16 protein-coding genes are annotated in these 19,265 nt (G+C 60.6%); 6 read left to right on the top strand and 10 right to left on the bottom strand.

Annotated elements, in window-relative coordinates; all coding sequences use genetic code 11:
- The first annotated feature begins 2 nt into the window (after positions 1-2).
- From CFBP4996_RS01175 to CFBP4996_RS01155, 5 genes are all read left to right on the top strand, one after another.
- Positions 3-1,289 (top strand): NAD(P)/FAD-dependent oxidoreductase, encoded by a 1,287-nt coding sequence (locus CFBP4996_RS01175; RefSeq protein ID WP_080852669.1) that lies wholly within the window; start codon positions 3-5, stop codon positions 1,287-1,289.
- A gap of 136 nt (positions 1,290-1,425) precedes the next feature.
- Positions 1,426-2,901 (top strand): glucose-6-phosphate dehydrogenase, encoded by a 1,476-nt coding sequence (zwf, locus tag CFBP4996_RS01170; protein ID WP_080852670.1) that lies wholly within the window; start codon positions 1,426-1,428, stop codon positions 2,899-2,901.
- Between the two features lie 10 nt (positions 2,902-2,911).
- On the top strand, positions 2,912-3,610 hold the full coding sequence (gene pgl / locus CFBP4996_RS01165) for a 6-phosphogluconolactonase (RefSeq protein WP_020812896.1): 699 nt from the start codon (positions 2,912-2,914) through the stop codon (positions 3,608-3,610).
- Positions 3,611-3,735: 125 nt separating this feature from the next.
- Positions 3,736-5,556 (top strand): phosphogluconate dehydratase, encoded by a 1,821-nt coding sequence (gene edd / locus CFBP4996_RS01160; RefSeq protein WP_080852671.1) that lies wholly within the window; start codon positions 3,736-3,738, stop codon positions 5,554-5,556.
- 215 nt (positions 5,557-5,771) lie between these two features.
- The gene (locus tag CFBP4996_RS01155) at positions 5,772-7,136 is read left to right on the top strand and encodes a metallophosphoesterase (RefSeq protein ID WP_080852672.1); all 1,365 of its coding nucleotides are present in this window, start codon (positions 5,772-5,774) and stop codon (positions 7,134-7,136) included.
- 102 nt (positions 7,137-7,238) lie between these two features.
- Here CFBP4996_RS01155 and CFBP4996_RS01150 read toward each other — a convergent pair whose 3' ends face one another.
- The 8 genes from CFBP4996_RS01150 to CFBP4996_RS01115 form a co-directional block, all read right to left on the bottom strand.
- Positions 7,239-7,538 carry a type II toxin-antitoxin system RelE/ParE family toxin gene (locus CFBP4996_RS01150; RefSeq protein ID WP_080852673.1) on the bottom strand — a complete coding sequence of 100 codons (300 nt, stop codon included), beginning with the start codon at positions 7,536-7,538 and terminating at the stop codon, positions 7,239-7,241.
- The gene (locus CFBP4996_RS01145; protein ID WP_059760587.1) at positions 7,535-7,798 is read right to left on the bottom strand and encodes a type II toxin-antitoxin system ParD family antitoxin; all 264 of its coding nucleotides are present in this window, start codon (positions 7,796-7,798) and stop codon (positions 7,535-7,537) included. Before CFBP4996_RS01145 ends, CFBP4996_RS01150 begins: the two co-directional genes overlap by 4 nt.
- Positions 7,799-7,925: 127 nt before the next feature.
- Positions 7,926-8,282 carry a hypothetical protein gene (locus tag CFBP4996_RS01140; protein ID WP_035236048.1) on the bottom strand — a complete coding sequence of 119 codons (357 nt, stop codon included), beginning with the start codon at positions 8,280-8,282 and terminating at the stop codon, positions 7,926-7,928.
- A gap of 239 nt (positions 8,283-8,521) precedes the next feature.
- Positions 8,522-9,610: an ABC transporter ATP-binding protein gene (locus CFBP4996_RS01135; RefSeq protein ID WP_080852674.1), complete on the bottom strand. Its 1,089-nt coding sequence runs from the start codon at positions 9,608-9,610 to the stop codon at positions 8,522-8,524.
- Positions 9,611-9,630: 20 nt separating this feature from the next.
- On the bottom strand, positions 9,631-11,286 hold the full coding sequence (gene bglA / locus CFBP4996_RS01130; RefSeq protein ID WP_080853250.1) for a beta-galactosidase BglA: 1,656 nt from the start codon (positions 11,284-11,286) through the stop codon (positions 9,631-9,633).
- Positions 11,287-11,323: 37 nt separating this feature from the next.
- A complete protein-coding gene (locus CFBP4996_RS01125) occupies positions 11,324-12,484 on the bottom strand; it encodes a carbohydrate ABC transporter permease (protein ID WP_080852675.1) in 1,161 nt (386 codons plus the stop codon).
- Between the two features lies 1 nt (position 12,485).
- A complete protein-coding gene (locus tag CFBP4996_RS01120; protein ID WP_004432574.1) occupies positions 12,486-13,499 on the bottom strand; it encodes a carbohydrate ABC transporter permease in 1,014 nt (337 codons plus the stop codon).
- 105 nt (positions 13,500-13,604) lie between these two features.
- Entirely contained in the window at positions 13,605-14,966 is a 1,362-nt protein-coding gene (locus CFBP4996_RS01115; RefSeq protein ID WP_020812904.1) for an ABC transporter substrate-binding protein, read from the bottom strand.
- A 274-nt stretch (positions 14,967-15,240) separates the two neighbouring features.
- On the opposite strand from CFBP4996_RS01115, the gene CFBP4996_RS01110 reads away from it, so the two are divergent.
- Positions 15,241-16,266, top strand: coding sequence for a LacI family DNA-binding transcriptional regulator (locus tag CFBP4996_RS01110; protein WP_080852676.1), 1,026 nt, complete (start codon positions 15,241-15,243; stop codon positions 16,264-16,266).
- A 196-nt stretch (positions 16,267-16,462) separates the two neighbouring features.
- Here CFBP4996_RS01110 and CFBP4996_RS01105 read toward each other — a convergent pair whose 3' ends face one another.
- Both CFBP4996_RS01105 and CFBP4996_RS01100 read right to left on the bottom strand, forming a co-directional pair.
- Positions 16,463-17,362 carry a bifunctional methylenetetrahydrofolate dehydrogenase/methenyltetrahydrofolate cyclohydrolase gene (locus CFBP4996_RS01105; RefSeq protein ID WP_080852677.1) on the bottom strand — a complete coding sequence of 300 codons (900 nt, stop codon included), beginning with the start codon at positions 17,360-17,362 and terminating at the stop codon, positions 16,463-16,465.
- 77 nt (positions 17,363-17,439) lie between these two features.
- On the bottom strand, positions 17,440-19,215 hold the full coding sequence (locus tag CFBP4996_RS01100) for a GumC domain-containing protein (RefSeq protein WP_080852678.1): 1,776 nt from the start codon (positions 19,213-19,215) through the stop codon (positions 17,440-17,442).
- Positions 19,216-19,265 lie beyond the last annotated feature (50 nt).

Below are 19,265 nucleotides of genomic sequence, written 5' to 3'. Positions count from 1 at the left end.
GCATGACATGGCAAAGCCCGATTGCGCCGGGAATTTCCTGGTATCAGGCAACCGTTGGCGAGCGGCCGGACTATCCTGCTCTCGACGGGTCGAAAGAGGTGGACGTCGCGATTATCGGCGGCGGTTATACCGGCCTTCAGGCTGCCTGTAACCTCGCCGAAAACGGCGTCTCCGTCGCCCTCATCGAAGCACATCGCTTCGGCGATGGCGCTTCCGGCCGCAATGGCGGGCAATTCGGTACCGGCCAGCGTTCCTTCCCCGACGAGATGGAAGAAGAGATCGGTTTCGAGCAATCGAAGCTGCTGTTCGACATTGCCGAGGACGCCAAAAACTACCTGCGCGGCTTCGCCGTCAGCCGCGGCATCGACATGGAATATCTTCCCGGGCAGCTCTATGTGGCGCACAAGGCCGCTTACGAGGACGACTATCGCCGAAGCGTCGATGCGATGAACAACCGTTATGGCTATCCGCATATTTCCTATATGGAACGCGCAGAAGCACGCAAACGTGTCGGCTCCACCCATTATTTCGGCGGCACGCGCGATACCGGCACCGGCCATATCCACCCGTTGAAGCTGCTGGTCGGGCTGGCGAAGGCGGCGAAAGCGGCGGGTGCCGGCATTTATGAAATGACGCCGGCGAAATCCATCCGCCAGACGGGCGGCAAGACCATCATCGACACGCCTTTCGGCACGATCACTGCGCCGCGGGTGCTGACCGCCACCAATGCCTATATTGGCAATCTGGAACCGGTGACCGCCGCCCATATCATGCCGATCCGTTCCTTCATCGGCGCCACCGTGCCGCTGGATGCGTTTCCCGACATCATTCCCGACCGGGAGGCGGTGGCGGATTCGCGGTTCGTGGTGCGCTATTTCCGCAAGACGGCCGATAACCGGCTGCTGTTCGGCGGCCGCGAAGCCTATACGGCCGATACGCCGCGCGATATTTCCAGCCACATCCGCCGGCAGATCGCAGAAATCTATCCTGCGCTGAAAGATATAGAGATTAGCCATTCCTGGGGCGGCTCCGTCGGCATTACCCTGCCGCGCAAAGTCTTCGTGCGCGAGGTCATGCCCGGCGTCACCTCCATCGGCGGTTATTCCGGCCATGGGGTGATGCTGTCGAACTATTGCGGCAAGCTCTATGCCGATCTCGTTCTCGGCAAAAAGGACATGCTGGCGCCCTTCGCGCAGCTGAAGGTGCCCTCTTTCCCCGGCGGGGCGTCGATGCGCGCGCCGCTGCTTTTCCTCGCACTCTCCTGGTACGCGTTGCGAGACAGGTTTTAGGCCAATGTTTACAGACTGTTGCCGGCGGCGGACGAGTTGCCGGAAGCAAAATTCATAATTTCACATAACTGAGTCTGGCATTTTTAAATCGATTAGATTATTGATGCCCCAACCTTTGAAGATCGAGAGAATCGATATGAGCAGTCAGATCATTCCTGTTGAACCTTTTGATTGTGTCGTTTTCGGCGGCACGGGCGATCTTGCCGAGCGCAAGCTTCTGCCGGCCCTTTATCACCGGCAGGTCGAAGGCCAGTTCACGGAGCCGACCCGCATCATCGGCGCGTCGCGCTCGGTCATGACCCACGAGGAATATCGCAAATTCGCGCAGGACGCACTGAAGGAGCACCTGAAGGCCGGCGAATATGACGACGCGCAGGTCGCCATCTTCCTGAACAGGCTTTTCTACGTGCCAGTCGATGCCAAGGGCAATAATGGCTGGGACGTGCTGAAGAAGCTGCTGGACGAGGGCAAGGAGCGTGTGCGCGCCTTCTATCTGGCTGTTGCACCCGGCATTTTCGGCGATATTGCCGACAAGATCCGCGAGCACAAGCTCATCACCCGCTCGACCCGCATCGTCGTTGAAAAGCCGATTGGCCGCGATCTGGCTTCCGCGCAGGAACTGAACGACACCATCGGCCACGTCTTCAAGGAAGAGCAGATCTTCCGCATCGACCACTATCTCGGCAAGGAGACGGTGCAGAACCTGATGGCGCTGCGTTTCGCCAATGCGCTTTATGAGCCGCTGTGGAATTCCGCCCATATCGACCACGTTCAGATCACCGTTGCCGAAGCGGTCGGCCTTGAAGGCCGCGCCGGTTATTACGACAAGGCCGGTGCGCTGCGTGACATGGTTCAGAACCATATCCTTCAGCTGCTTTGCCTTGTCGCCATGGAGCCGCCCGCATCCATGAATGCGGAAGCCGTGCGTGACGAAAAGCTCAAGGTTCTGCGCTCGCTGAAGCCCATCGACACCAGCAATGTCGAGAAGCAGACGGTTCGCGGCCAGTACCGCGCCGGCGCTTCCGCCGGTGGCCCGGTCAAGGGTTATCTGGAAGAGCTGGAAGGCGGCGTTTCCAACACCGAAACCTTCGTCGCCATCAAGGCTGAAATCGCCAACTGGCGCTGGGCCGGCGTTCCTTTCTACATCCGCACGGGAAAACGCCTCGCGACGCGCGTTTCGGAAATCGTCGTCACCTTCAAGCAGATCCCGCATTCGATCTTCGACGATGCGGCCGGCAAGATCGAAGCCAACAAGCTGGTCATTCGCCTGCAGCCGGATGAAGGCGTCAAGCAGTCTCTGCTCATCAAGGACCCCGGCCCGGGCGGCATGCGCCTGCGTCAGGTCTCGCTGGACATGAGCTTCGCCGAAGCTTTCAACGTGCGCAGCCCGGATGCCTATGAGCGGCTTTTGATGGACACGATCCGCTCCAACCAGACGCTGTTCATGCGCCGCGACGAAGTGGAAGCGGCGTGGGATTGGGTCGATCCCATTCTCAAGAGCTGGGAAGATCTGGCACAGGGCGTGCAGGGTTACACTGCCGGAACCTGGGGCCCGAGCGGTTCCATCGCGCTGATCGAGCGCGACGGCCGCACCTGGCACGATGCCGATTGAGGGCCCGGCGATGAGCGAAACGATCCACGTCTTCGACACCGCCGCCGAACTGGCAACCGCTCTTTCGGCGGAGGTTGCCAAGCGCCTTGATGCGGCAACGAAGGATCGCGGTGCGGCAAGCATTGCTGTCTCCGGCGGTTCGACGCCCAAGCTGTTCTTTCAGGCGCTTTCCAAGCACGATCTCGACTGGCCCAATATCAGCGTGACGCTGGTGGACGAGCGGTTCGTGCCGCCGGAAAGCGACCGTTCGAACCACCGCCTCGTTGCCGAGAACCTTTTGCAGGACAAGGCGAAGTCGGCTTATTTCGTGCCGTTGTTCCAGCCGGCGGCCTCGCCGGAAGATGCCGCGACGCTTGCGACCGTCAAGACCGAGGCGATCTGCGATCCCTTCGATGTCGTCATTCTCGGCATGGGAACGGATGGCCACACGGCATCGTTTTTCCCCGGTGGAGACAATCTCTACGAAGCGCTGGACCTCGATGAACCGCGCGGCGTTTTGACCATGGCGGCGGAGAATGCGGGAGAGGAGCGGTTGACCTTCAACTTCTCCAGCCTGCACGATGCCGAGTTTCTGGTGCTGCATATCGAAGGTGCTGCCAAGAAGGCGACGCTGGAAAAAGCGCAGTCGGGCGAGGATGAGGATGAAATGCCGATCCGCGCCGTGCTGAATCGCGCTGAAACGCCCGTGGATATATACTGGGCGCCATAAGCCAACGCGGTTGCAGCCTCTGCGGCCCGCGAAAAGCGCCCCGAAGACATGAAGACTGAAACACGACAACCGGCCGTTCACCTCCCGGAACGCCGGTTGCCGACCAACGAACAGGATGAACGCCCATGTCCGCCGATTCCCGCATTCAGGCCATCACCGCCCGCATCGTCGAACGTTCCAAGCCCTATCGCGAGACCTATCTCGAGCGGCTGCGGCTGCAGGTCTCAAAGGGTGTTCACCGCTCCGTGCTTTCCTGCGGCAATCTCGCGCATGGATTTGCGGTCTGTTCCCCCGCCGACAAGGACATCCTTGCCGGCGACCGGGTCCCCAATCTCGGCATCATCACCGCCTATAACGACATGCTCTCGGCGCACCAGCCCTATGAGACTTTTCCGGCGATCATCCGCGATGCGGCAAAAGAAGCGGGCGGTATAGCGCAGGTGGCAGGCGCGGTTCCCGCCATGTGCGATGGCGTGACGCAAGGCCAGCCGGGCATGGAGCTTTCGCTGTTTTCCCGCGACGCCATCGCCATGGCGGCCGGCATCGGCCTGTCGCACAACATGTTCGACGCCGCCGTCTATCTCGGCGTCTGTGACAAGATCGTGCCCGGCCTCGTCATCGCAGCCCTCGCCTTCGGCCATCTGCCCGCCGTCTTCGTTCCCGCCGGCCCGATGACATCCGGCCTGCCGAATGACGAGAAATCCCGCATCCGTCAGCTTTATGCCGAAGGCAAGGTCGGCCGCGCCGAGCTTCTGGAAGCGGAATCGAAATCCTATCACGGCCCCGGCACCTGCACCTTCTACGGCACCGCCAATTCCAACCAGATGCTGATGGAAATCATGGGTTTCCACATGCCCGGTTCCTCCTTCATCAATCCCGGCACGCCGCTGCGCGATGCGCTGACGCGCGAGGCAACGAAGCGGGCGCTGGCGATTACCGCGCAGGGCAACGAGTTCACGCCGGCAGGCGAGATGATCGATGAAAGATCCGTGGTCAACGGCGTCGTCGGCCTGCATGCGACGGGCGGTTCCACCAACCACACCATGCATCTGATCGCCATGGCGCGCGCCGCCGGTATCATCCTCACCTGGCAGGATATTTCCGATCTTTCCGACATCGTGCCGCTGCTCGCCCGCGTTTACCCCAACGGTCTTGCGGATGTGAACCATTTCCACGCCGCCGGCGGCATGGGTTTCCTCATCAAGCAGCTTTTGAAACAGGGCTTCGTGCATGACGATGTGCGCACTGTCTTCGGACAGGGCCTCGAGGCTTATACCGTGGATGCCATGCTTGACGAGAAGGGCGCGGTTGTACGCCAGCCCTCCCCCGAGCAGAGCCACGACCCGAAGGTGCTTTCCAGCATCGAGACCCCGTTCCAGCCGACCGGCGGTCTGAAGATGCTGACCGGCAATCTCGGCAAATCGGTCATCAAGATTTCCGCCGTCAAGCCGGAACGCCACATCATCGAAGCGCCGGCAATCGTGTTCCACGACCAGCAGGAGCTTCAGGACGCGTTCAAGAACGGCAAGCTCGACCGCGACTTCATCGCCGTTGTCCGCTTCCAGGGACCGAAGGCCAATGGCATGCCTGAGCTGCACCGTCTGACACCGCCGCTCGGCGTGCTGCAGGATCGCGGCTTCAAGGTGGCCCTGGTGACGGACGGGCGCATGTCCGGCGCTTCCGGCAAGGTGCCGGCCGCCATCCATGTCACGCCGGAAGCTTCCGATTGCGGCCCGATCTCGCTTATCCGCGATGGCGACATCATCCGTCTCGACGCAATCTCAGGCACGCTGGAAGTACTCGTTTCCGCCGCCGAACTCGCGAAACGCGAACCGGCGCGCGCCGATCTTTCCGGCAATGAATGGGGCATGGGCCGCGAGCTTTTCGCCCCCTTCCGCCGCAATGCCGGTCCTGCCGATCAGGGCGCCAGCGTCCTGTTTCATTGATTTTTGATGGGCGAAGGCCGGATGCGGCTTTCGCCTTTCAACCCCACTTTGCGGCATCGCCTGAATGCACCTCTCATCGCCGAGAGCTGACGCAGAAACCGCTTTATTTCCCATGTCTTAAACGTCAGACTTGTCATGCGGCTGTGATGATCGCCCTTTAGGGCCTTCTCAGCCGGCCGCGGGACGGCGGCGCAGTTCGGATGATGGGGCCTGACATGACGATATTCTCAAGCAAACGCCGCGATGTGCTGAAGCTTATGGCGGGCACCGCCCTGCTGCCACTGATGGTGGCGGCAACGCCGGCTATGGCGCAGGACGTGGCGCTGCGTGCAATCGTCATCTCCGACCTGCATTCGGCCTATGAGCGCATCGGCCAGCTTCTCGCGGCCGTTGAAACGCGCATCGCCGCCGACAAGGCGCCCCATATCATCTTGCTGAACGGCGACCTGTTCGAGATCGGCAACGCGGTGGCCGCACGTTCGGCCGGCGAAATCGAATGGACCTTCCTGGCGGCGCTCGCAAAGCTCGCCCCCACCGTTATCAATATCGGCAATCATGAGCCCGATATCGACAATGATCTCGCCAATTTCGTCACCCGCGCGCAGGCCCTCGGCATCACCGTGCTTTCCAACATCATCGACAAGCGCAACGGAAAACCCTATGCGGCGGCCAGCGCCGAAGTAAGCGTCGGCGGAGGGAAGGTCGTTGTGGCTGGTCTCGCCACCAATGCGATCAACACCTATCCGAAGGCCACACGCGAGATGCTGGACATTCCGCAGCCGATCGAATGGGCGAAGGCCAATCTGCCTGAGATCGTCAAACCGGATACGATCAACATCGTTCTCAGCCACGCCGGCGTCGTCGCTGATCGCGATATACTGCCACTCCTGCCGGACGGCACCCTCTTGGTCGGCGGCCATGACCATCTGAACTTCGTGCATGAACAGGGCGCTACCCGCTATGTCCATACCGGCTCATGGTGCACCTCCATGACGGTCGCGACGATTACGGCTCCCGGCAAGGCTGCTGCCATCGAGACCGTCATGATCGATCGCAGCGCTCCCGCCTCCCCGGCTCTCAGGACGCTGATCGAACAGACACTCGAAAAGCACCTGACCGCAGAGGAACGGGCAATCGTCGGCAAATCCGCGAAGGCAATGACCGTCGACGAAGCCGGCCGCCGCGTGGCGCAACTCATCGTCGCAAAAACCGGTGCGGATGTCGGCTTCATTGGCCACACCTCCTTCGGCGCCGGCCTGCCCGAGGGCGATATTCGCCGCTACGATTTCAACGCCTCGCTGCGTTTCGACGGCAAGCTGATGGTGGCGGAAGTCGATGGCGAGGCTCTCGCCCAAATCCTCAAGCGCTGCAATCAGGATGGCGACATTCCGCTCGCCGCGCGCACCGGCGACTATCTTTACGCCATGCCGGAGAAGCCGGAAAACAAAGAGCGCTACAAGCTGGTCTGCAACGACTGGTCCGCCACCAATCAGAAATCCTATTTCGGCCGCAGCGACCTTGCGTTCACCGAGGTCCCGGATGTGAAGCTAAAGCAGACGGTTCTGGCTGGGTTTTCTTAAGGTCGCATATGCCGCAGGCGGTGACAGTGCTCCTCACTGTTCCACAGACGACTGATTCATTGCCGCGTGCGGTTATGCCACGATTTGAGGGTACGGCACGAATTAGGACTGCGGGAAGAGAATGGATTCGTAGTCCTGAGCACCATTCAGAATGTGCAATATCTCCACACGCATTTGGGTGACGCGATAGAAAACAAGATAGTTTTCATAGGGACGACGGCGAATGCCGCTTTGCTCATAACGGGGTACCAGGGGATAGGCTTGCGGCATTTCCGCCAGTCTCAAACAGCGGTCCAGCAGTTCGGCGATGAATGTTTCCGCCCGTCGCGGATTATCGGCCGCGATAAAATCGCCGATACGCTCCAGGTCTGCCTTGGCTTCGTTGGTCAGAACAACGATCACAGTCCGCGTTCTTCCGCCATCTTCCGGTATTTGGCGCTGAGTTGAGAGGCAACATCGTCTATTGGTGTAGTCCGTCCGGCATCTGCATCGGCGATACCGCGCGCAATCGCTAAATCGAGAGCCGCCAGCCTCTTTTCACGCTCTTCAACCAGCCGAACGCCCTCCCGCAGTACTTCACTGCGTGAGTTGTAGCGTCCCGACTTCACAAGATCGGAAACATAGCCTTCAAGGTGACGGCCGAGATTTGCACTGCTTGCCATGCCGATATCCCTTCTGCCTCCACCTATACCATCCGATGATAATAGTTAGCAACGACAGGAGACGGCCACAACAACGCAAGCCGTTAAAACACCGGTCAGACCATTTTCGCCAATGGTCGAGAGGACTTCAGAACGACCGGATATCGAGCTTCCGGTCTCTATGCGCCGGATGCGTGCTGAACACGAAAATGCGGTCCAGTTCCTTCTGCGTCAGCATGCGCAGGAAGCGGACGTGGATGGTGTTGTTGGCGTTGACGCGCAACATCACGCAGCCGATCTTGGTGATGCGGGCGTCGGGAATATCGAGATAGAACTGGTTCGGCAGGTTATATTTCGTCAGCAGCGCCAGCACCGCTTCGGTCTGGGAGATGCGGATGACATCGCAGCGGCGCGCCGCCATGTGCATCACGGCCTTTTCGGTATATTCGATACGTGCGGCGTTCATGGTATCTTCCATGCGAAACCGGCTTTCGCGGTCATACATGAAGGATTCTTCCTTGCTCAGGTAATGGTTCCTGATGACACCCGTACCGCTCTGCACGCCCTGACTCCCATGCTCGATCAATGGATTGAGACTAGGTCATAGTCTTTAACAATTCATATCAGCGCAGGCTTAAACAGACCGGAAGCGGGACATTTCCGACATTTTTCCACAGCGGTAAAAAGGTCAGCAAAAACCCCGGAACGAGAAGGTTCCGGGGCATCGTTCGGCATCGACGGCGATTAGCTGCGATAGGTCTTGCCCTCGGCGTCGAAGAGATGAAGCTTTTCCTGCGGCGCGGCAAAACGCAGGGTTTCGCCCTTGCCGACGGAAACGATGCCCGGCACCTTGACGATGATCGGCTCCTGCCCCTTGGGCGCTTCGAGATAAAGCAGCGTCACTTCGCCGAGCGCCTCGACGATCGCGACTTTTCCCTCGAAAAGATAATCGTCCCCGGTGACGATGCTCAGATCTTCCGGCCGCACACCGAAGCTCGCCGCCTTGCCCTTTTCTGTTGCGGGCGTGGGAACATAAACGGCGAGCGCCTTGCCGCCGGCAAGTTCGATGGAGGTCCGCTCACCCGTTCCGGTGATTTTTGCAGCGATGATGTTCATGGCCGGCGAGCCGATGAAGCGCGCCACGAAAAGATTGGCCGGCCTTTCGTAAAGTTCGAGCGGCGCACCCACCTGCTCCACACGACCGGCATTCAGAACGACGATACGGTCCGCCAGCGTCATCGCCTCCACCTGGTCGTGGGTGACGTAGATCATCGTCGTATCGGCCATCTGCTCGTTGAGCTTGGCGATCTCGATGCGGGTGGCGACACGCAGCGCCGCATCGAGGTTCGACAAGGGCTCATCGAACAGGAAGACTTTCGGATTGCGGCAGATGGCGCGGCCGATGGCGACGCGCTGGCGCTGGCCGCCGGAGAGCGCCTTGGGCAGTCGCTCCAGATATTGCGTCAGTTGCAGGATTTCGGCGGCGGCGCGAACGCGGCGGTCGATCTCCTGTTTGTTCTCTTTCGCGATCTTCATGCCGAAGGCCATGTTATCGTAAACCGTCATATGCGGATAAAGCGCATAGGACTGGAACACCATGGCGATACCCCGCCGCGAGGGCGGGATTTCGTTGACGAGCTGGCCGTCAATATACATCTCGCCACCGGTGATTTCCTCCAGACCGGCGATCATGCGCAGCAGCGTCGATTTTCCGCAGCCCGAGGGGCCTACGAAAACGATGAATTCGCCCTGTTCGATCTGAAGATCGATGCCGTGCAGCACCTTCACCTGCCCGTATGATTTGCGGATATCCTTGAGAACGAGACTTGTCATGGGTGTTCCTCCCTCATCTGTCAGGCGTAACGGGCGAAGAATGCGCCCCATGCCGGAAGTTCTACGCTTCTGCCTTCAAGACCGCCTGCAAAGCCGTGGCCTTCGAGAACCTCCCAGTTCCCTTCCGGCAGCGTGGCCTTTGCCGGCGTTGCGGACAGATTGAAGAGGCACAGAACGGTTTCATTGCCGAGCGTGCGGGTGTAGCTCAGCACTTCACCCTCAACTGGCTGGAATTCGATGCCGCCTTTGGCAAAAGCGGGGTGCTTTTTGCGGAAGCTCAGGAAGCGGCGATAATGTTCCAGCACCGAGGCCTCGTTGCCCTGCTGGGCGCTGACGGCGCGCTTCTTGTGATCGGCCGGAATGGGCAGCCACGTCTTTTCCGACGTCGAGAAGCCCGCCTGTGCATGACCGGCATCCCACACCATCGGCGTGCGGCAACCGTCGCGGCCCTTGAATTCCGGCCAGAACTGGATGCCGTAGGGATCCTGCAAATCTTCGAAAGCAATATCCGCTTCGGTGAGGCCGAGTTCTTCACCCTCATAAATGCAGACGGAGCCACGCTGCGTCATCAAGAGCGCCGAAAGCACCTTGGCGAAGGCGTCCTTGTCTTCGACATGCTCGCCCCAGCGGCTGACGTGGCGCACGACATCGTGGTTGGAGAAGGCCCAGCAGGCCCAGCCTTCCGGTGCGGCTTTGGCAAAATCCGCCTGCACATCGGCGACGCGCTGCGGAGTGAGCGCATCGGGGGCGAGGAATTCGAAGGCGTAGCACATCTGCATCTTGTCATCGCCGGAGGTATATTCACCGACGATTTCGAGGCCGCGCTGGCTGTCACCGACTTCGCCGACGGCGGCGATATCCGGGAACTCGTCCAGCACCGCGCGGAAGCGCTTCAGGAAGGCGATGTTTTCCGGGCGGTTCTTGTCGTAGAGATGCTCCTGGAAGTTATAGGGATTGACCGCCGGAGCCGTGGAGGCGTTGCGGCGCTCCGGCGCGAGCGCCGGGTTGTCGCGCAGCTCGAGGTCGTGGAAATAGAAGTTGATGGTGTCGAGGCGGAAACCATCGACGCCGCGCTTCAGCCAGAAACGGGTGATGTTTAGCAGCTCTTCCTGAACTTCCGGATTATGCAGGTTGAGGTCCGGCTGCGAGGTCAGGAAGTTGTGCATGTAATATTGCATGCGGGTCGGATCCCACTGCCAGGCGGAACCGCCGAAGATCGACAGCCAGTTATTGGGCGGCGTGCCATCCGGCTTGCTATCCGACCAGACATACCAGTTCGATTTCGGATTGCTGCGGCTGGCGCGGCTTTCCACGAACCATGGGTGCTGGTCCGAGGTATGCGACATCACAAGGTCGATCATGACGCGGATGCCAAGGCGATGGGCCTCGGCGATCAGGCCGTCGAAATCGGCAAGCGTACCGAACATCGGATCGACATCGACATAATTCGAGACGTCGTAACCGAAATCCTTCATCGGCGAGGTGAAGAAGGGCGAAATCCAGATGGCATCGGCGCCGAGGCCGGCGATATGCGCCAGACGGTCGGTAATGCCCTTGAGGTCGCCGATGCCGTCGCCATTGGAGTCCTGATAGGAGCGCGGGTAAATCTGATAGATAACAGCGCCGCGCCACCAGTCCTTGTTGGGCGTCAAAGCGGAAGTCACCGAAGCGGTCATGGAAGTGTCCTGTCTGGTATGGGCGTTCATGGAATGATCAGCCTCCCTTGACGGAGCCTGCGAGCAGGCCACGCACGAGATAACGTTGAAGGGCGAAGAAAACGCAGAGCGGCACGACGATGGTGACGAAGGCCGAGGCGGTGAGGATTTCCCAGTTGCCGCCGCGCGAACCAAGCAGCGCGTTCAAGGCGCCGGTCAGCACCAGCTCGTCCTTCTGCGTGCCGAGGAAGACCATGGCGACGAGCAGGTCGTTCCAGGTCCACAGAAACTGGAAGATGGCGAAGGAGGCGAGCGCCGGGAAGGAGAGTGGCAGGATGATCTTGACGAAGATTTCAAAATCGCTCGCACCATCCACACGGGCGCTTTCGATGATCTCTTTCGGCAGGCCGGAAATATAGTTGCGCAGCAGATAGATGGCGAGCGGCAGGCCGAAGGCGGTGTGCGCCAGCCAGATGCCGGCATAGGTCTTGGACGGAACGCCGAAGATGGTGCCGATTTCATTATAGAGCCTGAGAAGCGGGATCAGCGACATCTGCAGCGGCACGACGATCAGGCCCACCACCATGGCAATCAGCAGATTGCGGCCAGAAAAGCTCATCCATGACAGCGCATAGGCGGCGAAGGCGGCAATCAGGATCGGGATGACGGTTGCCGGCACGGCGACGGTCAGCGAGTTAACGAAGGACTGGCCGATACCTTCCGAGGTCAGAACCGTGCGATAGTTGTCGAGCGTGAAGACGGGCGGCGTCGCGACGGAAATATAGACGCGCTTGCCGCGAGAGCCTTCAAAGCTCGCGGCCTTGCTATATTCGTAGCTGCCGTCCGTATTGACGAGCAGCGTTTCGCCGTCACCGATATCGGCCGCCTCGCCGGCTTTGAACGCCGTGGGCTCCTGTACGCGAACGCCGAAGGCTGCGACCTTGCCGCCCTGTCCGCTTTCGAAAACATTGCCTGATATCACGTAGCGGCTGCCGTCCTGCTTCTGCACCGAAGCATCGGCGAGGCGAACCGCCGAGGTCTGTTCGGAACTGGAGAAGGCCGTCCACCAGCCGGAGACCGTGATCTGGTCCTTGTCACGCAGCGAGCTGACGAGAATACCGAGCGTTGGCAGGAGCCAGAGCAACACGACGACCAGAACGCTGGCATGGACGATGAGGCGCGGCAGGCCGACGCGGCGGAGGCGTTTGAAAATATTCATCTCAGCGGCCCTCCATCTCGCGGTTCGCCTGGCGGATGTTCCAGACCATGATGGGGGTGACGGCCGCCATGATGATGAGCGCGATGACCGCACTTCGGCCGCTGTCGCCGCCACCGCGGAACATCCAGTCGAACATGAGATTGGCGAGAACCATGGTGTTCCATTGGCCGTTGGTCATGGTCAGCACGATATCGAAGACCTTGAGCACGAGAATGGTGATCGTCGTCCAGACGACGGCGATGGTGCCCCAGATTTGCGGAACCATGATCTTCCAGAAGATCTGCCAGCCGTTGGCCCCGTCGATGACGGCCGCCTCGATGGTTTCTTCCGGAATGCCGCGCAGCGCCGCCGACAGGATGACCATGGCAAAACCGGTCTGGATCCAGATGAGGATGATCATCAGGAAGAAATTGTTCCAGAAGGGCATGGAAATCCAGACCTCGGGATTGCCGCCGAAAAACTCGACGATGGCGTTCAAGAGGCCGATCTGCACCTGCCCTTCGGCGCGGTATTCATAGATGAATTTCCAGATGACGGAGGCGCCGACGAAGGAGATCGCCATCGGCATGAAGACGATGGATTTGGCGATGTTGCCCCACCAGATGCGGTCGGTCATGACGGCGATGACGAGGCCGAAGAAGGTGCAGGCGGCCGGCACGACGGCGAGCCAGAGGATATTGTTGAAGATCGACTGGCGGAAACCGGCATCGAAAAACGCCCAGCGATAATTGGCGAGGCCGACGAATTCGCTGCCGGTCCTGTCATAGAAAGACAGGATCAGCGTGGCGATGACGGGGTAGACCAGATAGACCAGCAGGAGGATCAAAGCCGGGCCGATGAACAGCCAGGGCCGGACCGCCGCGCGGCGATTGAGGTTGCGGGATGCCTGCAGCACGTCTCCCGAGCGGACCGGAAAGATCGCCTGAAGCACCTTGTCGGATAGCCAGTAATAGGCAGCGCAGGCAAAGACCCCCGCCACCATCACGCCGATGGCCGAAACGAGTTGTTGAGCCATGTTCCCTCCCTTGATCCTCTCCGCGCCGCGCTGATTTATGCGGTCGTCGGGGCAGCGCCGTTGGTAAGGGCCCGGCAGCAAACCGCCGGGCCTGATCCGATATCTTTACTTCAGGCCGTCCCAGGCCTTCTGGATATCGCTCGCGACCTGATCGGCGGACTTGCCACCGACGAAATCGATCATGCCGGTCCAGAATGCGCCGGCACCGATCTTGCCGGGCATGAGGTCGGAACCATCGAAGCCGAAGCTTGTCGCGGTCGTCAGGATTTCGCCCTGTCGCTTCATCTGCTCATTGGCATAGGCATCGACATTCACACCCTTATAAGGGGTCAGGAAGCTGGACTGAGCCATCCAGACTTCATGGGCGATCGGCGTTTGCAGGAATTCGACGAAAGCCTTGGCAGCCGGCGCTTCCTTGGTGATGGTGACCAGCGTGCCGGCGCCGAGAACCGGCTTGCCGAGGTCAGGCTTGGACGCGTAAGTCGGCATGTAGAAGAAATCCGCATCCGTGCCCACTTTGGTGCCTTCCGGGAAGAAGGACGGAATGAACGACGCCTGATGGTGCAGGTAGCACTTCGGCGGAATGTCGAAGAGGCCCTTGGGGCTGTCGCGGAAATCGGTGGAGGCCACGGCCGCGACGCCGCCGCTCACATATTTTTCGTTCTTGGCGAATTTCCCGAATTCGTTGATCGCTTCGACCACGGCCGGATCGGTGAATTTGACCTCGTTGGTCGTCCATTTCTGGTAGACGTCGAGCGGCTGCGTGCGCAGCATCAGGTCTTCCACCCAGTCCGTCGCCGGCCAGCCGGTTGCCCCGCCGGAACCGAGGCCGATGCACCACGGTGTGCCGCCATCGGCAACGATCTGGTCCGTCAGCTTGAACAGGTCTTCCATGCTCTCGGGCACCTTGTAGCCCGCTTCCTCGAAGTTCTCAGGCACGTACCAGACGAGCGACTTCACGTCCGCCTTGAAGGGGAAGGCGAAATAGGCCTTGTTGCCGTCCTTGCCCTTGTAGCTGCCGAGATCGACCCAGGACTGGCCCGCGCCGTAGTTCTCCTTGACCCAGTCGGCGGTCTTGTCGCCGAGCGGCACGAGGAAGCCCTTGGCGGCCAGATCGGCGAGAAGGCCGGGCTGCGGCAGGATGGCGATATTGGGTGGCGAGCCCGCCTGCGTGTCGATGACGATTTGCTGCTCGTAGTTTTCCGACGAGGAATAACGGACATTCACGCCGGTCGCATCGGCGAAATAGGCGAGCACCGACTGGAACAGGGCCTCGTCTTCACCGCGCCACGGGCCGAAAATCGTCAGCGTCTGGCCTTTCAGATCGGCATGAGCCGCCTTGAAGTCCTCGTAGCTTTTCCAGTTGAACTTGGCGTCGCCGCCGGGTGCAAACTTCAGGTCGGCGGCAAAGGCCGCACCGGACAGCAAAGCCATGACGGCAGCCGTCGCCAAAAGAGTCTTCTGCATGTGATTTACCTCCCATCACATAAAAGGCTCAAAGCGTCCTCTCCAATCAAAGCGCTTTGGCTGCCTATTCATCTCATTGTCATCAAGACGGAGTCAAGAGGCTCTTTCTGCGGAAACGTTGCAGCGCCTTATGAATAGTCATATTTAATTCGGAAGGCGGCTATCCTTTTCGATTGAGAAATGCGGTGGAGGCTGGTAAAAATCTAAAGCGCTTTGGGAATTGAGGAGAGGCTTTGCCGTATTCTCGGGCGCGCGCATGGAGGAAATGAGAGACATGAACCTGAAACAGTTGTCGCAACTGCTTGGCATTTCGCAGACGACCATCAGCAGGGCGCTCAACGGCTATCCGGAAGTCAGCGCCGAAACGCGCCGCCGCGTCATGGAGGCTGCTGAAAAGACGGGATACCGCCCGAATGCGGCAGCGCAACGGCTGGCGACAGGCAAAGTCGGCTCCATCGGGCTTGTCATGCCGATTGGCGAACACCATCGTTCCGACGTGCATTTCGGCGAATTCCTGAGCGGTCTCGGTGAGGAAGCATCGCGCAGCGGCTTTCATCTCGTGATCATGCCGACCGAGCCGGAAAAGGAGCGCGAAGCCCTGCGGGGGCTTGCCGCAAGCGGCAGCGTCGATGGCATCTATCTCGCCTATATGAAGAAGAACGACCCGCGCATCGCCATGATGCAGTCGCTCTCCCTGCCCTTCCTCGTGCATGGCCGCTCCGTCGGCGTGGAAGAGGATTATCCCTATCTCGACGTGGACAACGAGGGCGCGTTCCGTGATGCGACCCAGCTTCTCCTCCAGCTTGGCCACACGCGGATCGGACTTCTGAACGGCCCGGAGGGTTATGATTTCACCTATCGACGCTGTCTCGGGGTGGAAAAGGCGCTTTCGGCAAATGGCCTGACATTGCATGCGAACAACAAGCGACACAGCAGCATGACCGACGAGGAAGGTTATCTCGGCATGGAAGCGTTGCTGTCACGCCCGGAAAAACCGACCGCCATTCTCTGCGCCAGTACCGCGCTTGCGCTCGGCGCGATCCGTTCGCTCAACCAGCGCGGCTTGAAACCCGGCAAGGACATTTCGCTGATCGCCCATGACGACGTGCTGCCGCTTTTGAAGCCCGATAATTTTTCCGTGCCGCTCACCACCACCCGCTCGTCGCTCCGGGCGGCGGGGGTGCGCGTGGGCCAGCGCCTGATCAACCGGATCAAATTCAACCAAACGGAACCCCATCAGGAACTCTGGAAGGCGGAACTTGTGGTGCGCGCTTCGACGGGGCCGGCTCCGAAAACGTAGAGGCTGGCCTCCATCCCCCGGCCATCATACCGGCCTTGAGCCGGTATCCAGCCAGCCCAAGTCCTTGGGCTGAAAAGAGTCGTCTCGCCGCGCAGACGCGCGTCGGCTGGATTCCGGCTCAAGGCCGGAATGACGGAAGTTAGGGCGCAGCGCACAAAAATCGCTGTGCCGTGTAGTTCGATTGAACGCGACAGGCTTAAAACTTCGGCGCGGCCTGTCCCTGCGCGCGATGGGCGGCGATGACGGTGTTGGCCATCAGCATGGCGATCGTCATCGGGCCGACACCGCCGGGTACGGGCGTGATGGCGGCGGCAACGGCGCTCGCCTCCTCATAGGCGACATCGCCCACCAGCTTCGACTTGCCTTCACCTTTTTCCGGCGCGGGGATGCGGTTGATGCCGACATCGATGACGGTCGCGCCCGATTTCACCCAGTCGCCCTTCACCATTGCGGCGCGACCGACCGCCGCGACGAGAATATCCGCCGTCTTGCAGATGCCGGCCAGATCCTTGGTGCGTGAATGCGCCATGGTCACCGTGGCATTGGCATTCAGCAGAAGCTGGCCCATGGGCTTGCCGAACAGGTTCGAGCGGCCGATGACCACGGCGTTGAGGCCGGAAAGGTCTTCGCCATGAATGCCGCGTACCAGAAGCATGGCGCCGGCAGGCGTGCAGGAAATGAGACCGGTGGCGAGATCGCCGGTCGCGAGCTTACCGGCATTCAGCACGCTCAAGCCATCCACATCCTTCTCGGGCAGGATCGACTGGATGATCTCATCGGAATTGAAGTGTTTCGGCAGGGGAAGCTGCACGAGAATGCCGTGAATGGAAGCGTCGGCGTTCAATTCGCCGACCAGCTTGAGGAGTGCGACCTGCGTGGTTTCCTCCGGCAGCGTGTGCTGGATGGAGTTGAAACCGCATTGCTTGGCCATCTTGCTCTTGGAGTTCACGTAAGCGTGGCTGGCCGGATCGTTTCCGACGATGACAACCGCGAGACCGGGCTTCACGCCCTTTTCCGCCTCAAGCGCTTCTGCCGATTTGCGGACCGCCTCCGTTACCGAAGCCGCCTTCGCCTTCCCGTCAATCACAACTGCCATGCGTCCTGCTCCTGCTGGGTTACGTAGGCTCCGTATGGTGCCCCCTTCGCAGGAATGCAAGCGAAAATGCGGCGTTTTCAGGCTGTTTTGCGGTAGTCTTCGCGGCGATCGGCGTAATCGGCAAGACGCTCTCTCAGGAACGCCAGTTCGCGTCGCAATTCCATCAGTTCCTCAGCTTCGGCCTGGGCATGGTCGAAGTCCCCGGCAAGGGCTTCGGCCAGAAGCGGTGGAAGTCCGGAAGAGGCCGGATCAGCACTCCTGACCGTGCGGTTGCCCATCAGGACCTGCCGCACGCGCTCGTCCAGCGGCATGTCGTCGTCGTCATTGACGGCCTCGCCGTAATAATCGGCAAAGCCGTCTTCCTCCGGCTCGATGTTGTCCTCTGCGGCAAGATCCTGCAGATCGTCGAACACAGCCGGCTCGATCGGTTCGAATTCGGAAATCTGCAGAGACTCGACCGACGGCTCGACGGAGGATGGAAGTTGCGCACCCTCTTCGATGAGCAATGCGCCCTCCTCTTCCTCGTCATGGCGACGGTAGCTCAGGAGATAGAGACTGCCCAGCAGGCCGATCAATGCGCCGCCGCCCGCCAGCATGGCGGCCTGCGTCAGATCGCGGGTCAACTCGCCGGGTGCGGCCTTCTTCGCCAAACGGGTTTCGACCGCGGGCGTGGCGGATGCGGAGAGGTCGCGGCGTTCGCTTGCCTCCAGATAGACATTTCGCGCCGTTTCCAGTTCACCCTGCAATCTGGAGAATTCGCCGGGGGCGACACCGAGTTCGTTCAGGCGGCCGAGATACTTCTTTTGCTCGCCATTGGCGGTCGCGATCTCCTGAGAGATACGCTTTTCATCCGCCCGCAGGCCTTCCAGCAATTGCCGCAATGCGGGGGCGGCAAGCGCCTGTGCGGCATCCACCGCATTCTGGGCGGCGATGCGGCGGGGGTGTTTCGGGCCGTAATCGACCGAAACCGCGGCAAGCGCCATGCTGGCGGTCGAATGCTTCTGCCTGATATCCTCAAGCGCCGAAAAACCCACGCCGGCCGGCAAAGGCTTCGCAAAGACATCATTGGGCTTCAGCGCCGAAGCCGCCGTCATATCGGCCTGAATGGACAATTGCTGCCGGGTGGTTCGCGCCAGACTGTCGTTTACGTCGCGCAGCTGCTGTTCGAGTTGCTGCGCCTCGGCCATCACGGCGTCACCGTGGCGCATCTGGAAACCGTTCAGCGCGGCTTCCGCCTCATCGAGCCTTGTCCGCGCCCTCTCCGTCTCGCGCATGGCGGGCGTCATGGTGCCGGCCTTGCCATCGGCGATCACGCGCATCGAAAGATAATCGGTCAGCCGCATGGCGGTTTCCGGCGTTGCGGCCTTGCCGGTCACGATCAGCGTATTTTCATCCGGGGTCAGTTCCAGCCGGATCGCTTCGCCCACCGCACCGTTCAGCGCCTCACGCTCGGACAGCGGACGCGCATCCGCGCCGGTCAGAAGGTCGAAAAGCAGGCCAAGCTCGCCCTGATTGCGAACCCCGACCATATCGGCGGACTTCAGCTTGAGATCGGCGGTTATACGGTCGAGCCCGGAGGGTGAAAGCAGGGTACGACGCGCCATCGCGAGAAAACGGGCAGCATCGGGGGCATCGTAAGCGGTCTGGGAGACCTCGATCCGGGCCTGCGAAACATAACCGCGAAAGCCCGAATCGACGAGCAGAAGCGGAAGGGCAGCCCCGGCAACGGTGGCGGCGGCGATGCAGCCGGACGTCAGGAGACGCCGACAATGTCTGCGCCATTGCGATACGGGCGCAGCGACATCATCCTCGTCAGGGCGGATCGCCATCATGTCCGGATTGTCATCAACCATCTGAAGCCGTCTGCCGCCCTCGGTGCCGCCCGTAACGGGCGACTGTCAAA

This window comes from Agrobacterium leguminum (genome assembly GCF_005144435.2).
In the GTDB taxonomy this organism is placed as follows: Bacteria; Pseudomonadota; Alphaproteobacteria; order Rhizobiales; family Rhizobiaceae; genus Agrobacterium; species Agrobacterium leguminum.
Note: the sequence above shows the minus strand (reverse complement) of the source record. Positions and strands in the feature narration are given on the sequence as shown.